Annotated in this window: 13 protein-coding genes; 7 read left to right on the plus strand and 6 right to left on the minus strand. The window is 67.8% G+C overall.

All coding sequences use genetic code 11. The annotated features are described in order from the left end of the window. Positions 1–4: 4 nt before the first annotated feature. Positions 5–658: a ribonuclease T2 gene (locus tag ACX9MO_RS07150; protein ID WP_222491000.1), complete on the minus strand. Its 654-nt coding sequence runs from the start codon at positions 656–658 to the stop codon at positions 5–7. Between the two features lie 142 nt (positions 659–800). On the opposite strand from ACX9MO_RS07150, the gene ACX9MO_RS07155 reads away from it, so the two are divergent. Further along, positions 801–1,553, plus strand: a complete 753-nt coding sequence (locus tag ACX9MO_RS07155; protein WP_222490999.1) for a DUF1013 domain-containing protein — start codon at positions 801–803, stop codon at positions 1,551–1,553. Positions 1,554–1,884: 331 nt separating this feature from the next. Here ACX9MO_RS07155 and ACX9MO_RS07160 read toward each other — a convergent pair whose 3' ends face one another. The 3 genes from ACX9MO_RS07160 to ACX9MO_RS07170 all read right to left on the minus strand — a co-directional run bounded on the left by ACX9MO_RS07160 (position 1,885) and on the right by ACX9MO_RS07170 (position 5,468). Beyond that, the gene (locus tag ACX9MO_RS07160) at positions 1,885–3,183 is read right to left on the minus strand and encodes a DEAD/DEAH box helicase (RefSeq protein WP_462214040.1); all 1,299 of its coding nucleotides are present in this window, start codon (positions 3,181–3,183) and stop codon (positions 1,885–1,887) included. Positions 3,184–3,502: 319 nt separating this feature from the next. Continuing rightward, a complete protein-coding gene (locus ACX9MO_RS07165) occupies positions 3,503–3,880 on the minus strand; it encodes an HIT domain-containing protein (protein ID WP_222490997.1) in 378 nt (125 codons plus the stop codon). A gap of 10 nt (positions 3,881–3,890) precedes the next feature. Continuing rightward, entirely contained in the window at positions 3,891–5,468 is a 1,578-nt protein-coding gene (locus tag ACX9MO_RS07170) for a DUF5928 domain-containing protein (protein WP_462214041.1), read from the minus strand. Positions 5,469–5,629: 161 nt separating this feature from the next. Between ACX9MO_RS07170 and ACX9MO_RS07175 the strand changes: the two genes are divergently transcribed. Then, positions 5,630–6,448, plus strand: a complete 819-nt coding sequence (locus ACX9MO_RS07175; protein WP_462214042.1) for a sulfotransferase family protein — start codon at positions 5,630–5,632, stop codon at positions 6,446–6,448. A gap of 99 nt (positions 6,449–6,547) precedes the next feature. Here the strand turns inward: ACX9MO_RS07175 and ACX9MO_RS07180 are convergent, their stop codons facing one another. Further along, complete coding sequence (locus tag ACX9MO_RS07180) at positions 6,548–7,459, minus strand: nucleoside hydrolase (protein WP_222490994.1); 912 nt, start codon at positions 7,457–7,459, stop codon at positions 6,548–6,550. Between the two features lie 132 nt (positions 7,460–7,591). Here ACX9MO_RS07180 and ACX9MO_RS07185 point away from each other — a divergent pair, with 132 nt between their 5' ends. Then, positions 7,592–7,924 (plus strand): DnaJ family domain-containing protein, encoded by a 333-nt coding sequence (locus ACX9MO_RS07185; RefSeq protein WP_462214043.1) that lies wholly within the window; start codon positions 7,592–7,594, stop codon positions 7,922–7,924. 189 nt (positions 7,925–8,113) lie between these two features. Here the strand turns inward: ACX9MO_RS07185 and ACX9MO_RS07190 are convergent, their stop codons facing one another. Beyond that, positions 8,114–8,866: an IclR family transcriptional regulator gene (locus ACX9MO_RS07190; protein WP_462214044.1), complete on the minus strand. Its 753-nt coding sequence runs from the start codon at positions 8,864–8,866 to the stop codon at positions 8,114–8,116. 175 nt (positions 8,867–9,041) lie between these two features. Here ACX9MO_RS07190 and ACX9MO_RS07195 point away from each other — a divergent pair, with 175 nt between their 5' ends. The 4 genes from ACX9MO_RS07195 (at position 9,042) to ACX9MO_RS07210 (ending at position 15,485) form a co-directional block, all read left to right on the plus strand. After that, the gene (locus ACX9MO_RS07195) at positions 9,042–10,289 is read left to right on the plus strand and encodes a multidrug effflux MFS transporter (RefSeq protein WP_462214045.1); all 1,248 of its coding nucleotides are present in this window, start codon (positions 9,042–9,044) and stop codon (positions 10,287–10,289) included. A 122-nt stretch (positions 10,290–10,411) separates the two neighbouring features. Next, on the plus strand, positions 10,412–10,756 hold the full coding sequence (locus tag ACX9MO_RS07200) for a RidA family protein (protein ID WP_222490990.1): 345 nt from the start codon (positions 10,412–10,414) through the stop codon (positions 10,754–10,756). A 413-nt stretch (positions 10,757–11,169) separates the two neighbouring features. Further along, the gene (locus ACX9MO_RS07205) at positions 11,170–12,372 is read left to right on the plus strand and encodes an efflux RND transporter periplasmic adaptor subunit (protein ID WP_462214046.1); all 1,203 of its coding nucleotides are present in this window, start codon (positions 11,170–11,172) and stop codon (positions 12,370–12,372) included. A gap of 5 nt (positions 12,373–12,377) precedes the next feature. Beyond that, a complete protein-coding gene (locus ACX9MO_RS07210) occupies positions 12,378–15,485 on the plus strand; it encodes an efflux RND transporter permease subunit (RefSeq protein ID WP_462214047.1) in 3,108 nt (1,035 codons plus the stop codon). Positions 15,486–15,558: the final 73 nt, after the last annotated feature.

Raw genomic sequence — 15,558 nt, forward strand, 5'->3', positions numbered from 1 at the left:
CGCCCTAGTTCACCGCTTCCAGCAGCGCATCGCTCTGGGTGCAGTCGCGGATCACGTCGGCGCCGCAGCGGCGCGGCTCCAGATCGCGGGTCAGGCAGACACGGGCCTCCTGTATCCGGCGCGACCGGCAGGTGATCGTGATCATGTCGGGCTCCAGCTGCGGATTGGCCTCGAGGAAGGCCTGCTCCACCACCTTGGCCGGCAGGGTCACGTCGCGGCCCAGATCGCGCAGCACCTGCGGCCGGGTCACGCTGGCATAGGCCCGGCGCGCGAGGTCGAAATAGGCCTCCGGCTCCAGCCCGGCGCAGCGGCCGTGTTTCTTCCACTGGTACCAGGCGACGCCCGGCGCGCCCATGATATCCTCCATCGCCGATGTCTGCGTCTTCGACGGGTTGCGGACGGTGGTATTGCAGTAGGAGGGATAGCCGCGTTCGTTCTGCGGCCACAGACCGTGCAGCACCCAGCCGAACTGCTTTCCCGGATCGCACTGCGGCGAGCCGCGCTGCGCGCCCTCCAGCGCACACCATGTCGGCGACCAGCTGAGCGACAGGAGGTAGTAATCGAAGTCGCCCGCGCGCTCTCCCTCGGCCCGGGCGGAGGGGGCGGTGGCCCCGGCAAGACAGAGCGCAAAGACCAGCAAAATCAGCGTTTGGCGCATTCTCTCTTCCCAATCGGCCTTTGCCCGACTATATAGGCGCCAAGTTCCCCTACAACGGAAACCTGCACCAGACGGTGCCGCCTGCAAGTCAGGCAACGGGAAAGTTTTGGTTCGGGGACATTTTGGATTAAGGAGACGCGACATGGCAAAACCGCTTATGGCAAAAGCCACGGCCGTGTGGCTGGTGGACAATACGACCCTGACCTTCAAGCAGATCGCCGATTTCACCGGCATGCACGAGCTTGAGATCCAGGGCATTGCAGACGGCGACGTTGCGACCGGCGTGAAGGGCTTCGACCCGATCGGCCACAACCAGCTGACGCAGGAAGAGATCGACCGCGCCGAGAAGGATCCGCTGCACAAGCTGCGGCTGAAGTTCAACGCCGCAGCCCAGGGCGAGGAAAAGCGCCGAGGCCCGCGCTACACCCCGCTGTCCAAGCGGCAGGACCGTCCGAACTCGATCCTCTGGCTGGTGAAGTTCCACCCCGAGCTGACCGATGGCCAGATCTCGAAGCTGGTGGGCACCACCAAGCCGACGATCCAGTCGATCCGCGAGCGGACGCACTGGAACATCGCCAACATGCAGCCGATCGACCCGGTTGCGCTTGGCCTGTGCAAGCAGTCGGAACTGGACGCCGCCGTGCAGAAGGCCGCCGCCGCCAAGGCCGCCGAGGGCGCAGCCATGACCGACGACGAGCGTCGCAAGCTGCTCTCGACCGAGCAGAGCCTCGACATGCCGGCAGAGCCCCGCATCCCCACGGCCATCGAAGGGCTCGAGACTTTCTCGCTCTCCGATGATGACGACGAGGATGAGGACAACAAGAACTACGCCGACGCGGACAGCTTCTTCTCGCTGCCCGGCGGCAAGCACGACGACGAGGACGAACAGCCCTGATCGTCGGCGGATTGCTGAATATGGAGACCCCGGTTCGAAAGGACCGGGGTTTTTCTTTGGGCGGTGAGGCGGGCCGGTTTGCAGCTGACCGGTGCTGGCTCCAGCACCGCCAGATGCCGCCTCCACGCCGTTCGCCAGCCAACGCGATATCGGTATGCCCTGCTCCATACATTAGCCCAGAAAGCCACCCGCGCGGGACAAGGCCGCAGGCCGCCGCGCATCGACGGCGCGCGCCGTCGATGCGCGGCTTCCTGGCTGGCCTCAGCGGGACAGCAAAAGGCCCGGCTCACCGAGCCGGGCCTTTGCCATTCTCAAACCGTGCGTTTCGCGATCACGCGGCGCTGCGTTGACCCGAGGGCTTGCGCCGGCGGTTGCGGGCGCCGTTGCTCTTGGCCTGACCGCCCGGCTTGCCCTGCGCCGAGGGCTTGCCCTGACCGCCGCCGCCGCGCCGACCGCGACCGCCGCCATTGCCGCCGCTCTTGCCGCGGCCGCCACGCGGGGCCTCGGGACGGTGGCCTTCCAGCGTCTCGATCTCCTGGCCGATCAGCCGCTCGATGCCGACCAGATCGCCCATCTCCTCGATCCCGACGAAGCTGACGGCCCGGCCATCACGCCCGGCGCGCGCGGTGCGGCCGATGCGGTGGACGTAGTTGTCGGCCACGTTGGGCAGGTCGAAGTTGTAGACATGGCGCACGTCGGGAATGTCGATGCCACGGGCGGCCACATCGGTCGCCACCAGCACGCGGACCTCGCCCGAGCGGAAGTTCTCCAGCGCGCGGTTGCGCTGACCCTGCGACTTGTTGCCGTGGATCGCGGCGACGGCGAAACCGGACTGCTCCAGCTTGCGGCTCAGACGCTCGGCGCCATGCTTGGTGCGGGTGAAGACCAGCGCCAGTTCCTCGCGGTGATCGTCCAGCAGGCCGGTCAGCTTGCCGACGCGGGCGGCCTGTTCGACGAAGACCACCGATTGCGTGACCTTGTCGGCGGTGCGGCCCGGAGGCGAGACCTCGATCTTCACCGGATCGGTCAGGTAGGCGCCTGCGATCTCTTCCATCTGCTTGGGCATGGTGGCCGAGAAGAGCAGCGTCTGGCGTTCCGAGGGCAGTTCCTTCGCGATGCGGCGCAGCGCGTGGATGAAGCCGAGGTCGAGCATCTGGTCCGCCTCGTCGAGGACGAGGTGCCGGGTGCCCGACAGGTCGATCGCGCGGCGGTCCATCAGGTCGATCAGGCGGCCCGGGGTGGCGATCAGCAGGTGGGCGCCGCGTTCCAGACGCTGCGCCTGCGCGTTGACCGAGGCACCGCCGACGACGAGCTGGCTGCGCAGGTGGGCGCCTTTCAGCACCTCGCGCAGGTTGTCGTGGATCTGCTTGGCCAGTTCGCGGGTCGGCGCCAGCACGAGGGCGCGGGCCTGACGCGGTGCGCAGCGGCCACCGTCGCGCAGCAGCTTGTCGGCGATCGGCAGGCCGAAGGCCAGCGTCTTGCCGGTGCCGGTCTGGGCAAGGCCCATCACGTCACGGCCGTCCATCGCTTCGGGGATGGCGCGGGTCTGAATCGGCGTGGGAGTCGTCAGCTCCAGCTCCGCAAGACGCGCGAGCAGGGAGGGGGCGAGCCCCAGCGTTTCAAAAGTCATGTAATAGGTCCTTTCGGGCCCGCGGTGCGGGACCCTTCTGCGCCGCGCATCCGGGCGCGGCAGGGGATCGGGCGGCGATGAGACCGGCGGCCGGATTGCCAACGGTCGTAATCGCGAAAGCCCCTTCGCGAGACAGGAACACTGCTTGCGGGAAACAAGTATCGCAGGATCGGGCGCGGCCCGAACCGGTAAAGTGCCGGCGATTACCCCGCCCACATGAGGCCGGGCCCGCAATAAGTCAAGGGGCGGCCCGGAAGCCGCCGCCTGAGAACTGCGTCACGTTGCACGGAAAGCGCGGCCCCGGGCCGCCTCTCGCGCGTCAGTCCCGGGCCAGCATCCGGCCAAGGGGCCGTCCGCCGAGGATGTGGATATGCAGGTGCGGCACTTCCTGAACGCCATGATCGCCTGCGTTGGAGATGAAGCGGCAACCCTCTGCCTCGGCGGCCGAGACCCCCATCTTGGCGCAGACCGCGCCCACGGTGCGGGTGAAATCCACGATCTCGGCGTCGGAGGCCTCCTGCGCGAAGTGGTCGTAGGTGACATAGGGCCCCTTGGGGATCACCAGCACATGCACCGGCGCCTGCGGGCGGATGTCCTCGAAGGCCAGCGTATGCTCGGTCTCCATCACGGTCTTGTTGGGGATCTCGCCCCGCAGGATTTTGGCAAAGATGTTCTGATCGTCGTAGGTATAGGGCATTGCTGCGTCCTCAGTCGCTGAAGAGGTGATCCAGTGCGGCGATATCCTCGGCCGTCTGTCGGGGTACCGCGAGGAAATGCATCAGCGCCTCGGCGTGCTGCTCGGGGCCGTCGATTTCCCGCAGGCGGTAATGGTGGTCGAAGCCGGCCTCGCGGATGGTGTCGGCCTCGAAGGCGATGTCGTTGCGCAGCGTCGGCAGCAGCCGGCGCAGGGCCTCCTGCGGGGTCTGCTCGCTGGCCAGCCCCACGCGCTTGGCATGGCCGATCAGGAACTCGTCCGTGAACTGGCATTCCATCTCAAGCAGGCGCGTCTCGGCCCGGTCCGAGCAGAAGTCGTTCATCAGGTCGATCGCCGAGGGGTCCATGCAGATCACCAGCCGGTCGCTGTCGTAGTAGTCGAAGAGCATCCGCATCAGCGCCCGCCGGTGCCGGGTGCGCTTGGCGACATTGGCCTCGATCCCGCCGAGGTCCGGCAGGTCGGCTTGGTCCTCGTTGAAGAGATAGGCCACCGCCGGCAGGTTGGAGCCCTGACGGATACGCTCGATCAGCCGCTTGGCCACGTGCCACTTCTTGCAGATCACGATCATCAGCTCGCGGTCGCGCCCCAGCGTGCTCTCCGTCTCCCAGAACCGCGGCGCAAAGCGCTGCCCGATCCGGCCCCGCCCGGTGAGGAACTTGTAGAGGTTCCGACCCTCGTTCGAGACCTGGAAACGCACGCCCTCGGCGGCATAGAGCTGCCCCAGACGCCGTTTCAGGGCATGGGCCTCGGGGCTGATCTTGCGGGCGAAGAGGAAGTCCTGGCTCAGCAGCAGGTCGTAGTGATCGTTGTAGAAATTCACCGGCATCCCGTATTCGGTGAACATCAGGAAGGTCAGCGTGCGCGAGCGGATCTCGCGCTCCGGGATCAGGTGGCGCACGATGGTCTGGAAGAAGGTCTCGTCCGGGATCCACGTGGTGCGGAAGAACCGCATCACGTCACGCCGTTCGCGGGTGAAGTCGAGGATCGCCTCGATCGTGCGCCGCCGCAGACACCACCACTGCGAGCCGATGCACATCTGCAGATCCTCGGGGATCCTGCGCGCCAGACCCAGCCTGCGCTGCCATTCGAGCGACTTGTAGAACCACCACTTGTGGGTCCGCTCGTTCAGGTAGTGGCGGTAGATCAGACGCTCTTCCTTGATGCCGGTCTTGATCCAGCCATCGTCGAAGAAATCCGCGCTCTCGATGTAGTCCACGTCCTCGGCATCGAGGAAGTCATGGGCGTATTCGGCAGACTTGATCGCCATGCAGTCGCCCGAGACCATGTAGAAATGCGTGGCCCGCGGGAAGGCCTCCGCCGCGGCCTCGACCGCCTGCAGCGTGGCTGCCACCAGAGACCATTCCCCCCACCCGCATTTCAGCCGCTTGCGGGCAAAGGTCACCCGGGGGTTGTCGGCCAGTGCCGCGCGGATTTTCTGATAATCTTCGATCCTTGCCCGGGCGTCGAAGTGAATCGCCATGTAGTCGCCCGCCGCCGTCAGCCGCGTCGCCTGATCGATGATCGCCGCCGGATCCTTGTGGCACAGGAGGATGAAGGCAATGGTGGCCATGTGGCGACAACGGCTCTCCGCTTGGGGCTTCGTCTCTTGATACGCAGGTTCGCCCCTCAGGGAAACCCGCATCGGAGATTGAATATACACGAGAAGTTTGGTTTTTTCTGTGCATCAACAAACGGCGGGCACAACCGCCGCGATCTGGAGGTACGGCAGTCATGGGTTTTCCCGGCACTTGGATGACCGAGAGCGAGAGCGTCGTCTATCGCGTGGTGCCGAAATGCGCCTGCTCCACCATCGGCCAGATCCTCTATTACTCCGATCACGGCACCTTCTATGACGGGGATATCCACGATGCGAAGGAGGGGCTGCACAAGTGGGCGCTCGACGGCTCCCAGCCGCTGATCGAGGCGAATGTGACCGGTCACAAGTCCTACGCTTTCACCTGCGTACGCAATCCCTACACCCGGATCCTGTCCTCCTACTTCGACAAGATCTGCGGCATCCAGCGCAACGGGCGGCGCTATCGCGGCAACCTCGTGCCGCTGCTGACGCAGAAGTACGGCGTCGACGTCGGCGGCGCGGACGGGTCGGAAGACTTCGATCAGATCAAGAGCTTCCGGCGTTTCCTGCTCTTCGCCCGCGACAGCATCCGCTGGCGCCGCCCGATGGACCCGGACATTCACTGGTCCGCCACCTCGGGCCATGTCTCGACCTTCATCCTGAACGGCGGGCGCTACGATCAGATCTTCTGGACCGAGAAGTTCAATGAGGGGATGCAGCAGGTGCTCGACAATATCGAGACGCCCCATGCGGTAAACCTGTCCGAGATCCCGCGCTTCAACGAGAGCGAGGGCCATGGCCCCAAGCGCGCGCATCCGGTGGAGGACTACTTCGACGACCTGTCGATGCATCTGGTCTACGAGATCTACAAGCGCGACTTCCGGCTGTTCAAATACGATTTCGAGAACCCGGCGAACAAGCTGCCGGTCGGAGAGATCGACCTCGACGAGGTCCATGCGAAACTGGGGGAGTGAGGGCAGCGCGCCCCCACTCTCGCTGTCAGCGATCCCCCTGCGCGCCTCTTTCCAAAGCCTTCCCGCGCCACGGAGAAACGGCGACAGGCGGCGGGCCTCTCAGTCCCCGAACACCGCCGAGAACTGACGCTTGATCGCCTCCATGTCGCCGCCCACGCAAACCCGCGCGATGCCGGCGGCCTCGGAGGGGGCCACCTCCTGCGTGCGGCCCTGCTCTTCGCCGGTCTCCACCACGCGCAGCGGCAGTTCCTCGGTCACGAAGAGCTCGGGATGCGCCGCCGCGATGATCGTCATCGGATCATGCAGCCCCACGCCATCCCGGCCCCGGCTGTAATAGAACTCGAGGTAGAAGAGCCCCGCCTCGCGCAGGAAGGCGCCCAGATGCGGATCGCGCCGGGCGAGATCCTCGAAATCGGCAGCGGTGAAGGCCGTCGCCATGGTCACGTCGAGCCCGACCATCGTCACCTTCGCCCCGGACCCCAGCACCACGTTCAGCGCATGGGGATCGTGGTAGGTGTTGGCCTCGGCATGGGGTGTGATGTTGCCCGGCACCCGCGCCGCGCCGCCCATGAAGATGATTTCCTTAACGTTGGTGGCGAACGCGGGGTCCAGCTGGATCGCGCGGGCGATATTGGTGATCGGCCCGATGGGGCAGAGCACCAGCTCGCCTTTCAGCTCCCGTGCCATGCGGCAGAGGAACTCCGGCGCGCTTTCGTCCAGCGCGGCGGCGGCGGGGATCACCGGGGCGATATCCCCGAAGCCCTCGACCCCGTGGATATGCGAGGAGGGCGGCGTCGGCGCGATCTCCAGCGCCTGGTGCGCACCTTCGGCCACGGGAATGTCGAGGCCCGCCATCTCGGCCAGCCGCAGGGCATTGCGGGTGGCGATCGGCGTCAGCACATTGCCGAAGACCGAGGTCAGCCCGACCAGTTCGATCCGTGGATCCCGCGCGGCGTAGAAGACCGCCATGGCGTCGTCGATGCCCGGATCGGTGTCGATGATGAGTTTCATGGGGGCTCTCCCGCTGGTCTGGAACCCGCGCGGCATAATCGCGCGCAGGGCCCCGTGCAAGCCCGTGCAAGCGGTTCCACGATTGCCACGCAGGCTGGCGCCCCCCATATTTCAAGGCAGGAGGGCCTGCCCATGTCCTGGCTGTCGCGACTGACCGAAAGACGCATCCTCAAGACTCTCGCCGAGGGCGGCCTCTCGGGGCTGGACGGCGAGGGCCAGCCGCTTCCCGACCGGAGTGGCGAGGCGCATCTCGATGCGGGCGAGGCGATGGGCTATCGCATCATGGCCGAGGCCGGCGCCCTGCCGGATGAGATCCGCTGGAAGAAACTGGCTGAGGCGAAGCGGGCCGAGTTGGCCGGGCTGAGCGATCCCGTGGCCCGCCGCGCCGCCATGGCCGAGCTGTCCCATATCCAGATGCAGCAGGCCATGGCCGAGGAAGCCCGCCGCAAATTCATGCGGGACTGACGCGCGCCGCCGGGCCTCCCGTGGGCGGGTCCCCCGGGCCGTCTCTCTGCGACCAACCGCCAGCGGGCTGGCCACAGGCGCCCGAGAGCTGCCCCGGCCACCCCGGCCATGTCCGGGAAAACCGCCGCCCGGCGCGGGGCCCCAGCATTTGCTCACCGGTCCCTGTCCCGCTCCATCAGGTCCGGGCCGTTATCCCCGCCCCTCGGCAGGGGCCACGCCGATGGAAGCCTCGATTTCGTCGCGACGGCGGCGCAGCGCCTCGTGGATCTGCGGCCCGCGGGTCTCGGCCCGGCAGGCCGGCAGGATCGCGGCGAGGGAATAGAGCCCCATGTGGGTGCGCAGCGGCACCGCGAAGGCCTCCAGCCCCTCGTTGATCTGGTACTTGTCGAGCGTCGCATCGCGCTGCGCCGCGAGGGAGGAGAGCTCTGCCTCGACCTCGGTCGCGCTCATCTGCGGGGCAAGCAGCGCCCGGACCCGGGCAGCGGGCCATTCGGCCAGGATCGCCCGCCCCGGCGCGAGCGCCCAGACCGGATGCGGGATCGTGCCGAGGGGGAAGACCACGCGCAGCGGCTGTTCGGCGATCACCCGGTCCATGGTGTTCAGCTTGTCGCCCGACACCCCGCAGAGCGAGACCGATTCGCCCAGATCGGCGCAGAGCGCCTCCAGATGCGGGCGCACCTCGCCGACGATATCCATCTGCCGCCGGTAGACGAGCTGCGACAGCGACGGGCCGAGGCGGAAGCCCCCCTGCGGTCCGGCGGGTTCGGCCAGCCCCTCGACCTCGAGCGCATGGATGATCCGCTGCACGGTGGACCGCGCGAGGTCGACCTCCGCCGCGATGGCGCTGAGGCTGAGCCCCTGCGGATGATCCCCCATCAGGCGCAGGATCGCCGCGGCCCGCGCGATCACCTGGATCCCGCCCGTCTTCTCGCTGTCAGGCATGGAGCCTCCACCGGTTGCGCGGCGCCGGGTTGACACCGCCTGCGGGAAGGCGGATACCATAGTGATACACTGAACCGCAATACGATACACTCGGTGTCCCACTATTGATCTCCCCCGCCCGGCCCGGTCCTCCCCCGCGTCGGGTCCTCACGCCTCCGACCAAACGGACCGACAGATGACACAGCCCTCTCCCCGCGCAGCCGGTACCCCCGCGCCTGCGCCGCTCCCGCTGATCGCGATCCTCGTCCTTGCCCTGCTCTCCGCCGTGGCGCCCCTCGCGACCGACATGTACCTGCCCGGCTTCCCGGTGATGACCGAAGACCTCGCCACCGGGGCCAGCACGGTGCAGCTGACCCTCACCGGCTTCATGGTGGGCCTCGCCCTCGGGCAGCTGTTCATCGGCCCGCTCTCCGACAGCTTCGGCCGCCGTCGCCCGCTTCTGCTGGGCACGGCCCTGGCCGTGGTGGCGGGCCTTGCCTGCGCCCTGGCCCCGAACGTCGAGACGCTGATCGCGCTGCGGCTGCTGCAGGGCTTTGGCGGCGCGGCGGGTGTCGTGATCGCGCGGGCGATCATCTCTGACCGGACGACGGATGCGGGCGCCTCGGCGCGGCTGATGCAGATCATGATGATGATCGGCGGCCTGGCCCCGGTGCTGGCCCCGATCATCGGGACCGGCATCGTCAGCCTTGCAGGCTGGCGCGCAGTCTTCGTGGTGACGGCGATCCTCTCGGCAGTGTCCTTCTTCGGTGTCTTCACCAAGGTGACGGAATCGCTGCCCGTCGAAAACCGGACCCCGGGCGGCGCCAAGGCCCTGTGGAAGGGGATCGGCACCGTAATCACGAACCGGGCCTACCTCGGCTATACGCTGACCGTCGGCTTCGCCTTCGCGGTGATGTTCGCCTATATCTCCGCCTCGCCCTTCGTCTTCCAGGGCATCCTCGGCCTGTCGCCGGTGCAGTACTCGCTGGCCTTCGGCTCCAACGCCATCGGGCTCGTGGTGGTCAGCGCGGTCTCGGCCAAGGTCGTGGGACGCGTGCCACCGCAGCGGCTGGCGGCCATCGGCCTGACGACCATGTCCTGCGGGGCGCTTGCGGTCATGGCCTGTGTCCTGAGCGGGGCCGGGGCGGGGCTGATGCTGCCGTCGATCTTCTGCACGGTGGCCTCGCTGGGCCTGATCCTCGGCAACGTCAGTGCGCTCGCAATCTCCCAGACGCCGCGCACGGCGGGCACCGCCTCGGCCCTGCTCGGCGCGTTGCAGTTCTGCCTCGGCGCGGTCGCATCGCCGCTGGTGGGGCTTGCGGGCGAGGGCACGGCCCTGCCGATGGCCTGCGTCATGATCGCCGCCGCCGTCCTTGCCGTGGGCAGCTTCCTTCTGCTGACCCCGCGCGGCCCGGCGGCAGAGGCCGTGGCCGAGGCCGCCTGACGGCGCCCCGGCGTGCGCGGTGGCTCGACTTCCCGCCTGCGCCGGATATAGCAGGAAGGGGCGGCCACCCGGCGCCGCCCCGGCAGGCCACAGGGCCTGCGGACAGAGCACAGGAGCATACCATGTCCATCACCCGTCTCGACCCCGGCCCCCGCATGAGCAAGGCCGTCATCCACGGCGACACCGTCTACCTGGCCGGCCAGGTCGGCGAGCCGGGTTCGGACCTCGCCGGTCAGACCCGCGAGGCGCTTGCCAGCGTCGACGCCATCCTGGCCGAGGCCGGCTCCGACAAGTCGAAGATCCTGCAGGTCATCGTCTGGCTGGCCGACATGGCCGACTTCGCCGAGATGAACGCGATCTACGACGCATGGATCGACCCGGCCAACCCGCCCGCCCGCGCCTGCGGCGAGGCCAAGCTGGCCACCCCGGACTACAAGGTCGAATTCATCGTGACCGCGGCCAAGTAAGGCCTTCACCGGGGGCTGCGCCTTGCAGGCCCCCGGTCCCCTCCGCCCGAGGCCGGCCATCCCTGCCGTGTCTCAGGCGCGTGCGCCCGGCCGCCCCGCTGCCTCACAGCGGCCTCTGCCGCCGGCCAGCCCCCATCACCGGGCCCCATCCCCGGGCCCCAACCTCCCGACACGTCTCCGCCTCAGCACTGCACCCGCCGGGAGGCAGCCATGCCGGTCACGTGACTGGCCGCCCCCGGGCCGTGGGCTATCTGCTGTCGCGACCTCGCGGCCGTCATCAGGGCGCGGACGCAAGGCCCCGTCACGGCTGTACCGCGACACTCTGCGCCCCTCTCCGACGGAAATGGCCCCGACCCGCGTAATACTCTCGGCGGCTCCCCTCACCGCCCGCGATTGCTGATGAAGGTACGAACTTGAAACACGCGCTTTTCCCTCCCCGCCCGTCCCGCGCCGGCCTCTCCCCGCGCCGCGCGCTGCTCGCCCTCCCTCTCATCGCCCTTGCCGCCGGTCCGCTGGCCGCGCAGGCCCCCGCAGGGGGGCAGGCGCAACAGACCGAGGTCGGCATCGTCACGATCGCGGAAACCGATGTCCCCTACACACAGACCCTGCCGGGGCGGGCCGCGGCCTTCGAGAGCGCCTCGATCCGGCCCCGCGTCGGCGGCGTGATCGAGGAGATCCCCTATAACGCGGGCCGCCCGGTGAAGCAGGGCGAAGTGCTGTTCCGGATCGAGAAGGACACATATCAGGCCGCGCTGACCGCCGCCGAGGCGGCCCGGGCCTCTGCCGAGGTCGCGGTGGAGACGGCGCAGAGCCAGGTCGACCGCTATTCGCGCATCGAGGGCGTCGGCGTCACCCAGTCCGACGTGGAGAGCGCCCGCGCGACGCTGCTGCAGGCACAGGCGGACCTGAAGAGCGCCGAGGCAAGCCTTCAGACGGCGCAGCTCGACCTTGACCGCACCGACATCCGCAGCCCGATCGAGGGCTGGGCCGAGGTGCCGGAGGTCTCGGTCGGGGCGCTCGTGACAGCCAACCAGACCGACGCGCTGACCACGGTGACGCGGTCCAACCCGATCTACGTGGACGCGCAGGAATCCTCGGTCCGCATGATGCGCAACCGGGCGATGCGCGAGTCCGGCAAGCTGACCTTCGGCGATGCGCTGGAGGTGAAACTGACGCTGGAAAACGGGCAGGTCTACGAACGTGACGGCGAGATGGTCAGCCCCTCGGCGCAGGTCTCCTCGACCACCGGGACGGTCGACCTGCGGTTCCAGTTCGACAATCCCGACTACCTGATCCTGCCGGGCCAGTTCCTGCGGCTGGAGGTGACACTGGGCACGACCCGCGCCATGCTGGTGCCGCAGCGCGCCACGACGCGGAAGTCCGACGGGACGCTCACGGCCTTCGTGGCGCAGGATGGCACCGCCAAGCAGGTCACGCTGACGACTGCGGGGACCTACGAAAGCAACTGGATCGCCACCGATGGCGTTGCGCCCGGTGACGCGCTGATCGTCGACGGGCTGCGCAGCCTCAAGGCCGGTGCCGCGGTCACGACGGTACCGGTCACCATCAACGCCGACGGCGTGGTCGAAGACGCCACCAAGGCCGCAGGCGAGTAAGCCCCGTGGTCAACTTCTTCATCCACCGCCCCGTCTTCGCATGGGTTCTGGCCATCATCACGATGCTGGCCGGCGCCTTCTCCATCACCCAGCTGCCGGTGTCGCAATATCCCGACATCGCCCCCACCACCGTCCGCATCTCGGCCTCCTACAGCGGGGCCACGGCGGAGGCGGTGCAGAACTCCGTCACCACGGTGATCGAGGACAGCCTGACCGGCATCGACGGGCTGCTCTACATGGTCTCCTCCTCGCGCGAGGGGTCGTCGTCGATCACGCTGACCTTCGACGAGAGCATCGAGCCGATCGACGCCCAGAACGACGTGCGGACACGGGTCAGCCAGATCGAGAGCCAGCTGCCCGACACGGTGATCGACGCCGGTGTCACGGTGCGGCGCTCCACCTCCTCGATCCTCATGGTGGGGGCACTTGTTTCCGAGGACGGCAGCTATTCCACGGTGGAGTTGGGCGACATGCTCGACAGCACCGTCTCCGGCCCGATCCAGCGCACCGACGGCGTGGGCAGCATCAATGTCTTCGGCTCGACCTATGCCATGCGCATCTGGCTCGACCCGCTGGAGCTGGCGAAATACCAGCTGACCCCCGCCGACGTGACCTCGGCCGTGCAGGCCCAGAACACCACCGTCTCGGTCGGCTCCCTCGGGGAACTGCCCACGGTGCAGGGCCAGCAGTTCACCGCCACGATCACCGCGCAGAGCCAGCTGACCTCCGTCGAGCAGTTCGAGACCATCATCCTGAAGACCGAGGAGGACGGCTCCTCCGTCTTCCTCGGCGATGTGGCCAAGGTCGAGATCGGGCAGGAGGACTATGGCTCCTCGGCGCGGTTCAGCGGCAAGAACGCCGCCGGTTTCGGCGTGAACCTCGCCACCGGGGCCAATGCCGTCGACACGGCCGCGGCCGTGCGGGAAACGCTGGACCGGATCGGCACCTCGCTGCCCGACGGGGTGACGGTGGAATATGCCTACGACACCTCGCCCTTTGTCGAGAAATCGATCGAGAAGGTCTATCACACGCTGGCCGAGGCGATCGCGCTGGTCTTCATCGTGATCCTCGTCTTCCTGCAGAAGTTCCGCGCCACGCTGATCCCGATCATCGCCGTGCCGGTGGTTCTGGCCGGTACCTTCGCGGTGCTGGCGGTCTTCGGCTACTCGGTGAACACGCTGACGATGTTCGCCATGGTACTGGCCATCGGCCTGCTGGTCGATGACGCTATCGTCGTGGTGGAGAACGTCGAACGGGTGATGGAGGAAGACGGGCTCGGTCCGGTGGAGGCCACCGAACGCTCCATGGGGCAGATCGTGGGGGCGCTGATCGGCATCGCGCTCGTGCTCTCCGCCGTGTTCCTGCCGATGGCCTTCTTCGGCGGCTCCACCGGGGTGATCTATCGCCAGTTCTCGGTCACGATCATCACGGCCATGGTGCTCTCGGCACTGGTGGCACTGGTGCTGACGCCCGCGCTCTGCGCGCAGATGCTCAAGCCCGCCAGCCACGGATCGGGCATCGCACCCGCCCGCTGGTTCAACCGCAACTTCGACCGGCTGACCAAGGGCTACACCGCCACCGTCAGCCGCTTCCTCCGCCGCCCGGCGGTGATGCTGCTGGTGCTGGCCGCCATCGGGGTGGGCGCGTGGGGGATCATGACCCGGCTGCCCTCCTCCTTCCTGCCGGAAGAGGATCAGGGCGTGCTCATGTCCATGGTCACCCTGACCGAGGGCTCCACGACGGCACAGACACAGGCGGTGGTCGAGGAGATCGAGGACTACCTGCTGACCGAGGAGAGCGACACGGTCGAGGCGGTCTTTGCCTCCCTCGGCTTCAGCTTCGGCTCCAGCGGGCAGAACACTGCCATGGTCTTCATCAAGCTGAAGGACTTCGAGAACCGGGAGGCCGCCGATACCGCCGCCAGCCAGCTGGCGCTGCGGGCGAACATGCGCTTCGGCCAGCACCGTGCGGGGCAGATCATCTTCATGCAGCCCCCCGCCATTCCCGGCCTCGGCAACTCCTCGGGCTTCACCATGTACCTCGTGGATCAGGGCAACACCGGGATCGACGCCCTGCGCGCCGCCGCGGACGAACTGGTGGCAGCCGCCGGGCAGGACAGCCGGCTGCAGAACGTGCGCCTCTCCGACAACGAGGAGGAAGCCGCGCTGCGCATCACCATCGACCAGCAGAAGGCCGAAAGCTTCGGCGTGACGGTGAGCGACGTGAACACCATGCTCTCGGTCATCTTCTCGGGGCGGGACGTGAACGACTTCTCGCTCGACAACAACCTGCGGCCGGTGATCGTGCAGGGCGCGGCCGAATACCGGATGCAGCCCAAGGATATCGAAAGCTGGTACGCCCGCAACGCCGACGGCGAGATGGTGCCCTTCTCCAGCTTCATGACCACCGACTGGGTCTCGGTCCTGCCCTCGCTGGCACGGTTCGACGGCACGGCGGCGCTGGAGGTCTCGGGCTCGCCCTCCGACAGCGCCTCGTCGGGCGAGGCGATGAACGCGATGGAGGAACTGACCGCGCAGATCGACGGCGGCTATGACGTCAGCTGGACCGGCCTGTCCTACCAGGAACGCCAGTCCGGCGATCAGGCGCCCTATCTCTACGCCCTGTCCGTGCTGGTGGTCTTCCTCTGCCTCGCGGCGCTTTACGAAAGCTGGTCGGTACCCTTCTCGGTCATGCTGGCGGTGCCCGTCGGCGTGCTGGGGGCATTGGCCGCGGCCTGGGCCTTCGGCCAATCGAACGACGTCTACTTCAAGGTGGGCATCCTCACGACCATCGGTCTGGCGGCGAAGAACGCGATCCTGATCGTGGAATTCGCCAAGGACCGGGAGGCCGAGGGCATGGGGCTGGTCGAGGCGACGCTGGAGGCCGCGCGCCTGCGGCTGCGCCCGATCCTGATGACCTCGCTGGCCTTCATGCTGGGGGTGGTACCGCTGGCCACGGCCTCGGGCGCGGGAGCGGCGGCGCAGAACGCCATCGGCATCGGCGTGCTGGGGGGCATGGCCACGGCCACCTTCCTCGGCGTCTTCATGGTGCCCAGCTTCTACGTGCTGATCCGGCGCCTCGCCGACCGCACCCGGACGCCCAAGGCAAGCTGACCCGGCGCGGCGGCCCCCCGGGGCCGCCCGCCATTCGCCCCTCGTGCCTGCCCCGCGTCCCTTTCTGGTATCT

The sequence above is a fragment of the Pseudooceanicola profundus genome, from assembly GCF_054919315.1.

What these genes read in the sequence shown, in the direction of transcription:
- ACX9MO_RS07155 (WP_222490999.1), top strand. Translation starts at nt 801, where the DNA reads ATGGCAAAACCGCTTATGGCAAAAGCCACGGCCGTGTGGCTGGTGGAC.
- ACX9MO_RS07180 (WP_222490994.1), bottom strand. Translation starts at nt 7,459, where the DNA reads ATGAAACTCATCATCGACACCGATCCGGGCATCGACGACGCCATGGCG.
- ACX9MO_RS07165 (WP_222490997.1), bottom strand. Translation starts at nt 3,880, where the DNA reads ATGCCCTATACCTACGACGATCAGAACATCTTTGCCAAAATCCTGCGG.
- ACX9MO_RS07160 (WP_462214040.1), bottom strand. Translation starts at nt 3,183, where the DNA reads ATGACTTTTGAAACGCTGGGGCTCGCCCCCTCCCTGCTCGCGCGTCTT.
- ACX9MO_RS07185 (WP_462214043.1), top strand. Translation starts at nt 7,592, where the DNA reads ATGTCCTGGCTGTCGCGACTGACCGAAAGACGCATCCTCAAGACTCTC.
- ACX9MO_RS07200 (WP_222490990.1), top strand. Translation starts at nt 10,412, where the DNA reads ATGTCCATCACCCGTCTCGACCCCGGCCCCCGCATGAGCAAGGCCGTC.
- ACX9MO_RS07195 (WP_462214045.1), top strand. Translation starts at nt 9,042, where the DNA reads ATGACACAGCCCTCTCCCCGCGCAGCCGGTACCCCCGCGCCTGCGCCG.
- ACX9MO_RS07175 (WP_462214042.1), top strand. Translation starts at nt 5,630, where the DNA reads ATGGGTTTTCCCGGCACTTGGATGACCGAGAGCGAGAGCGTCGTCTAT.
- ACX9MO_RS07170 (WP_462214041.1), bottom strand. Translation starts at nt 5,468, where the DNA reads ATGGCCACCATTGCCTTCATCCTCCTGTGCCACAAGGATCCGGCGGCG.
- ACX9MO_RS07190 (WP_462214044.1), bottom strand. Translation starts at nt 8,866, where the DNA reads ATGCCTGACAGCGAGAAGACGGGCGGGATCCAGGTGATCGCGCGGGCC.
- ACX9MO_RS07150 (WP_222491000.1), bottom strand. Translation starts at nt 658, where the DNA reads ATGCGCCAAACGCTGATTTTGCTGGTCTTTGCGCTCTGTCTTGCCGGG.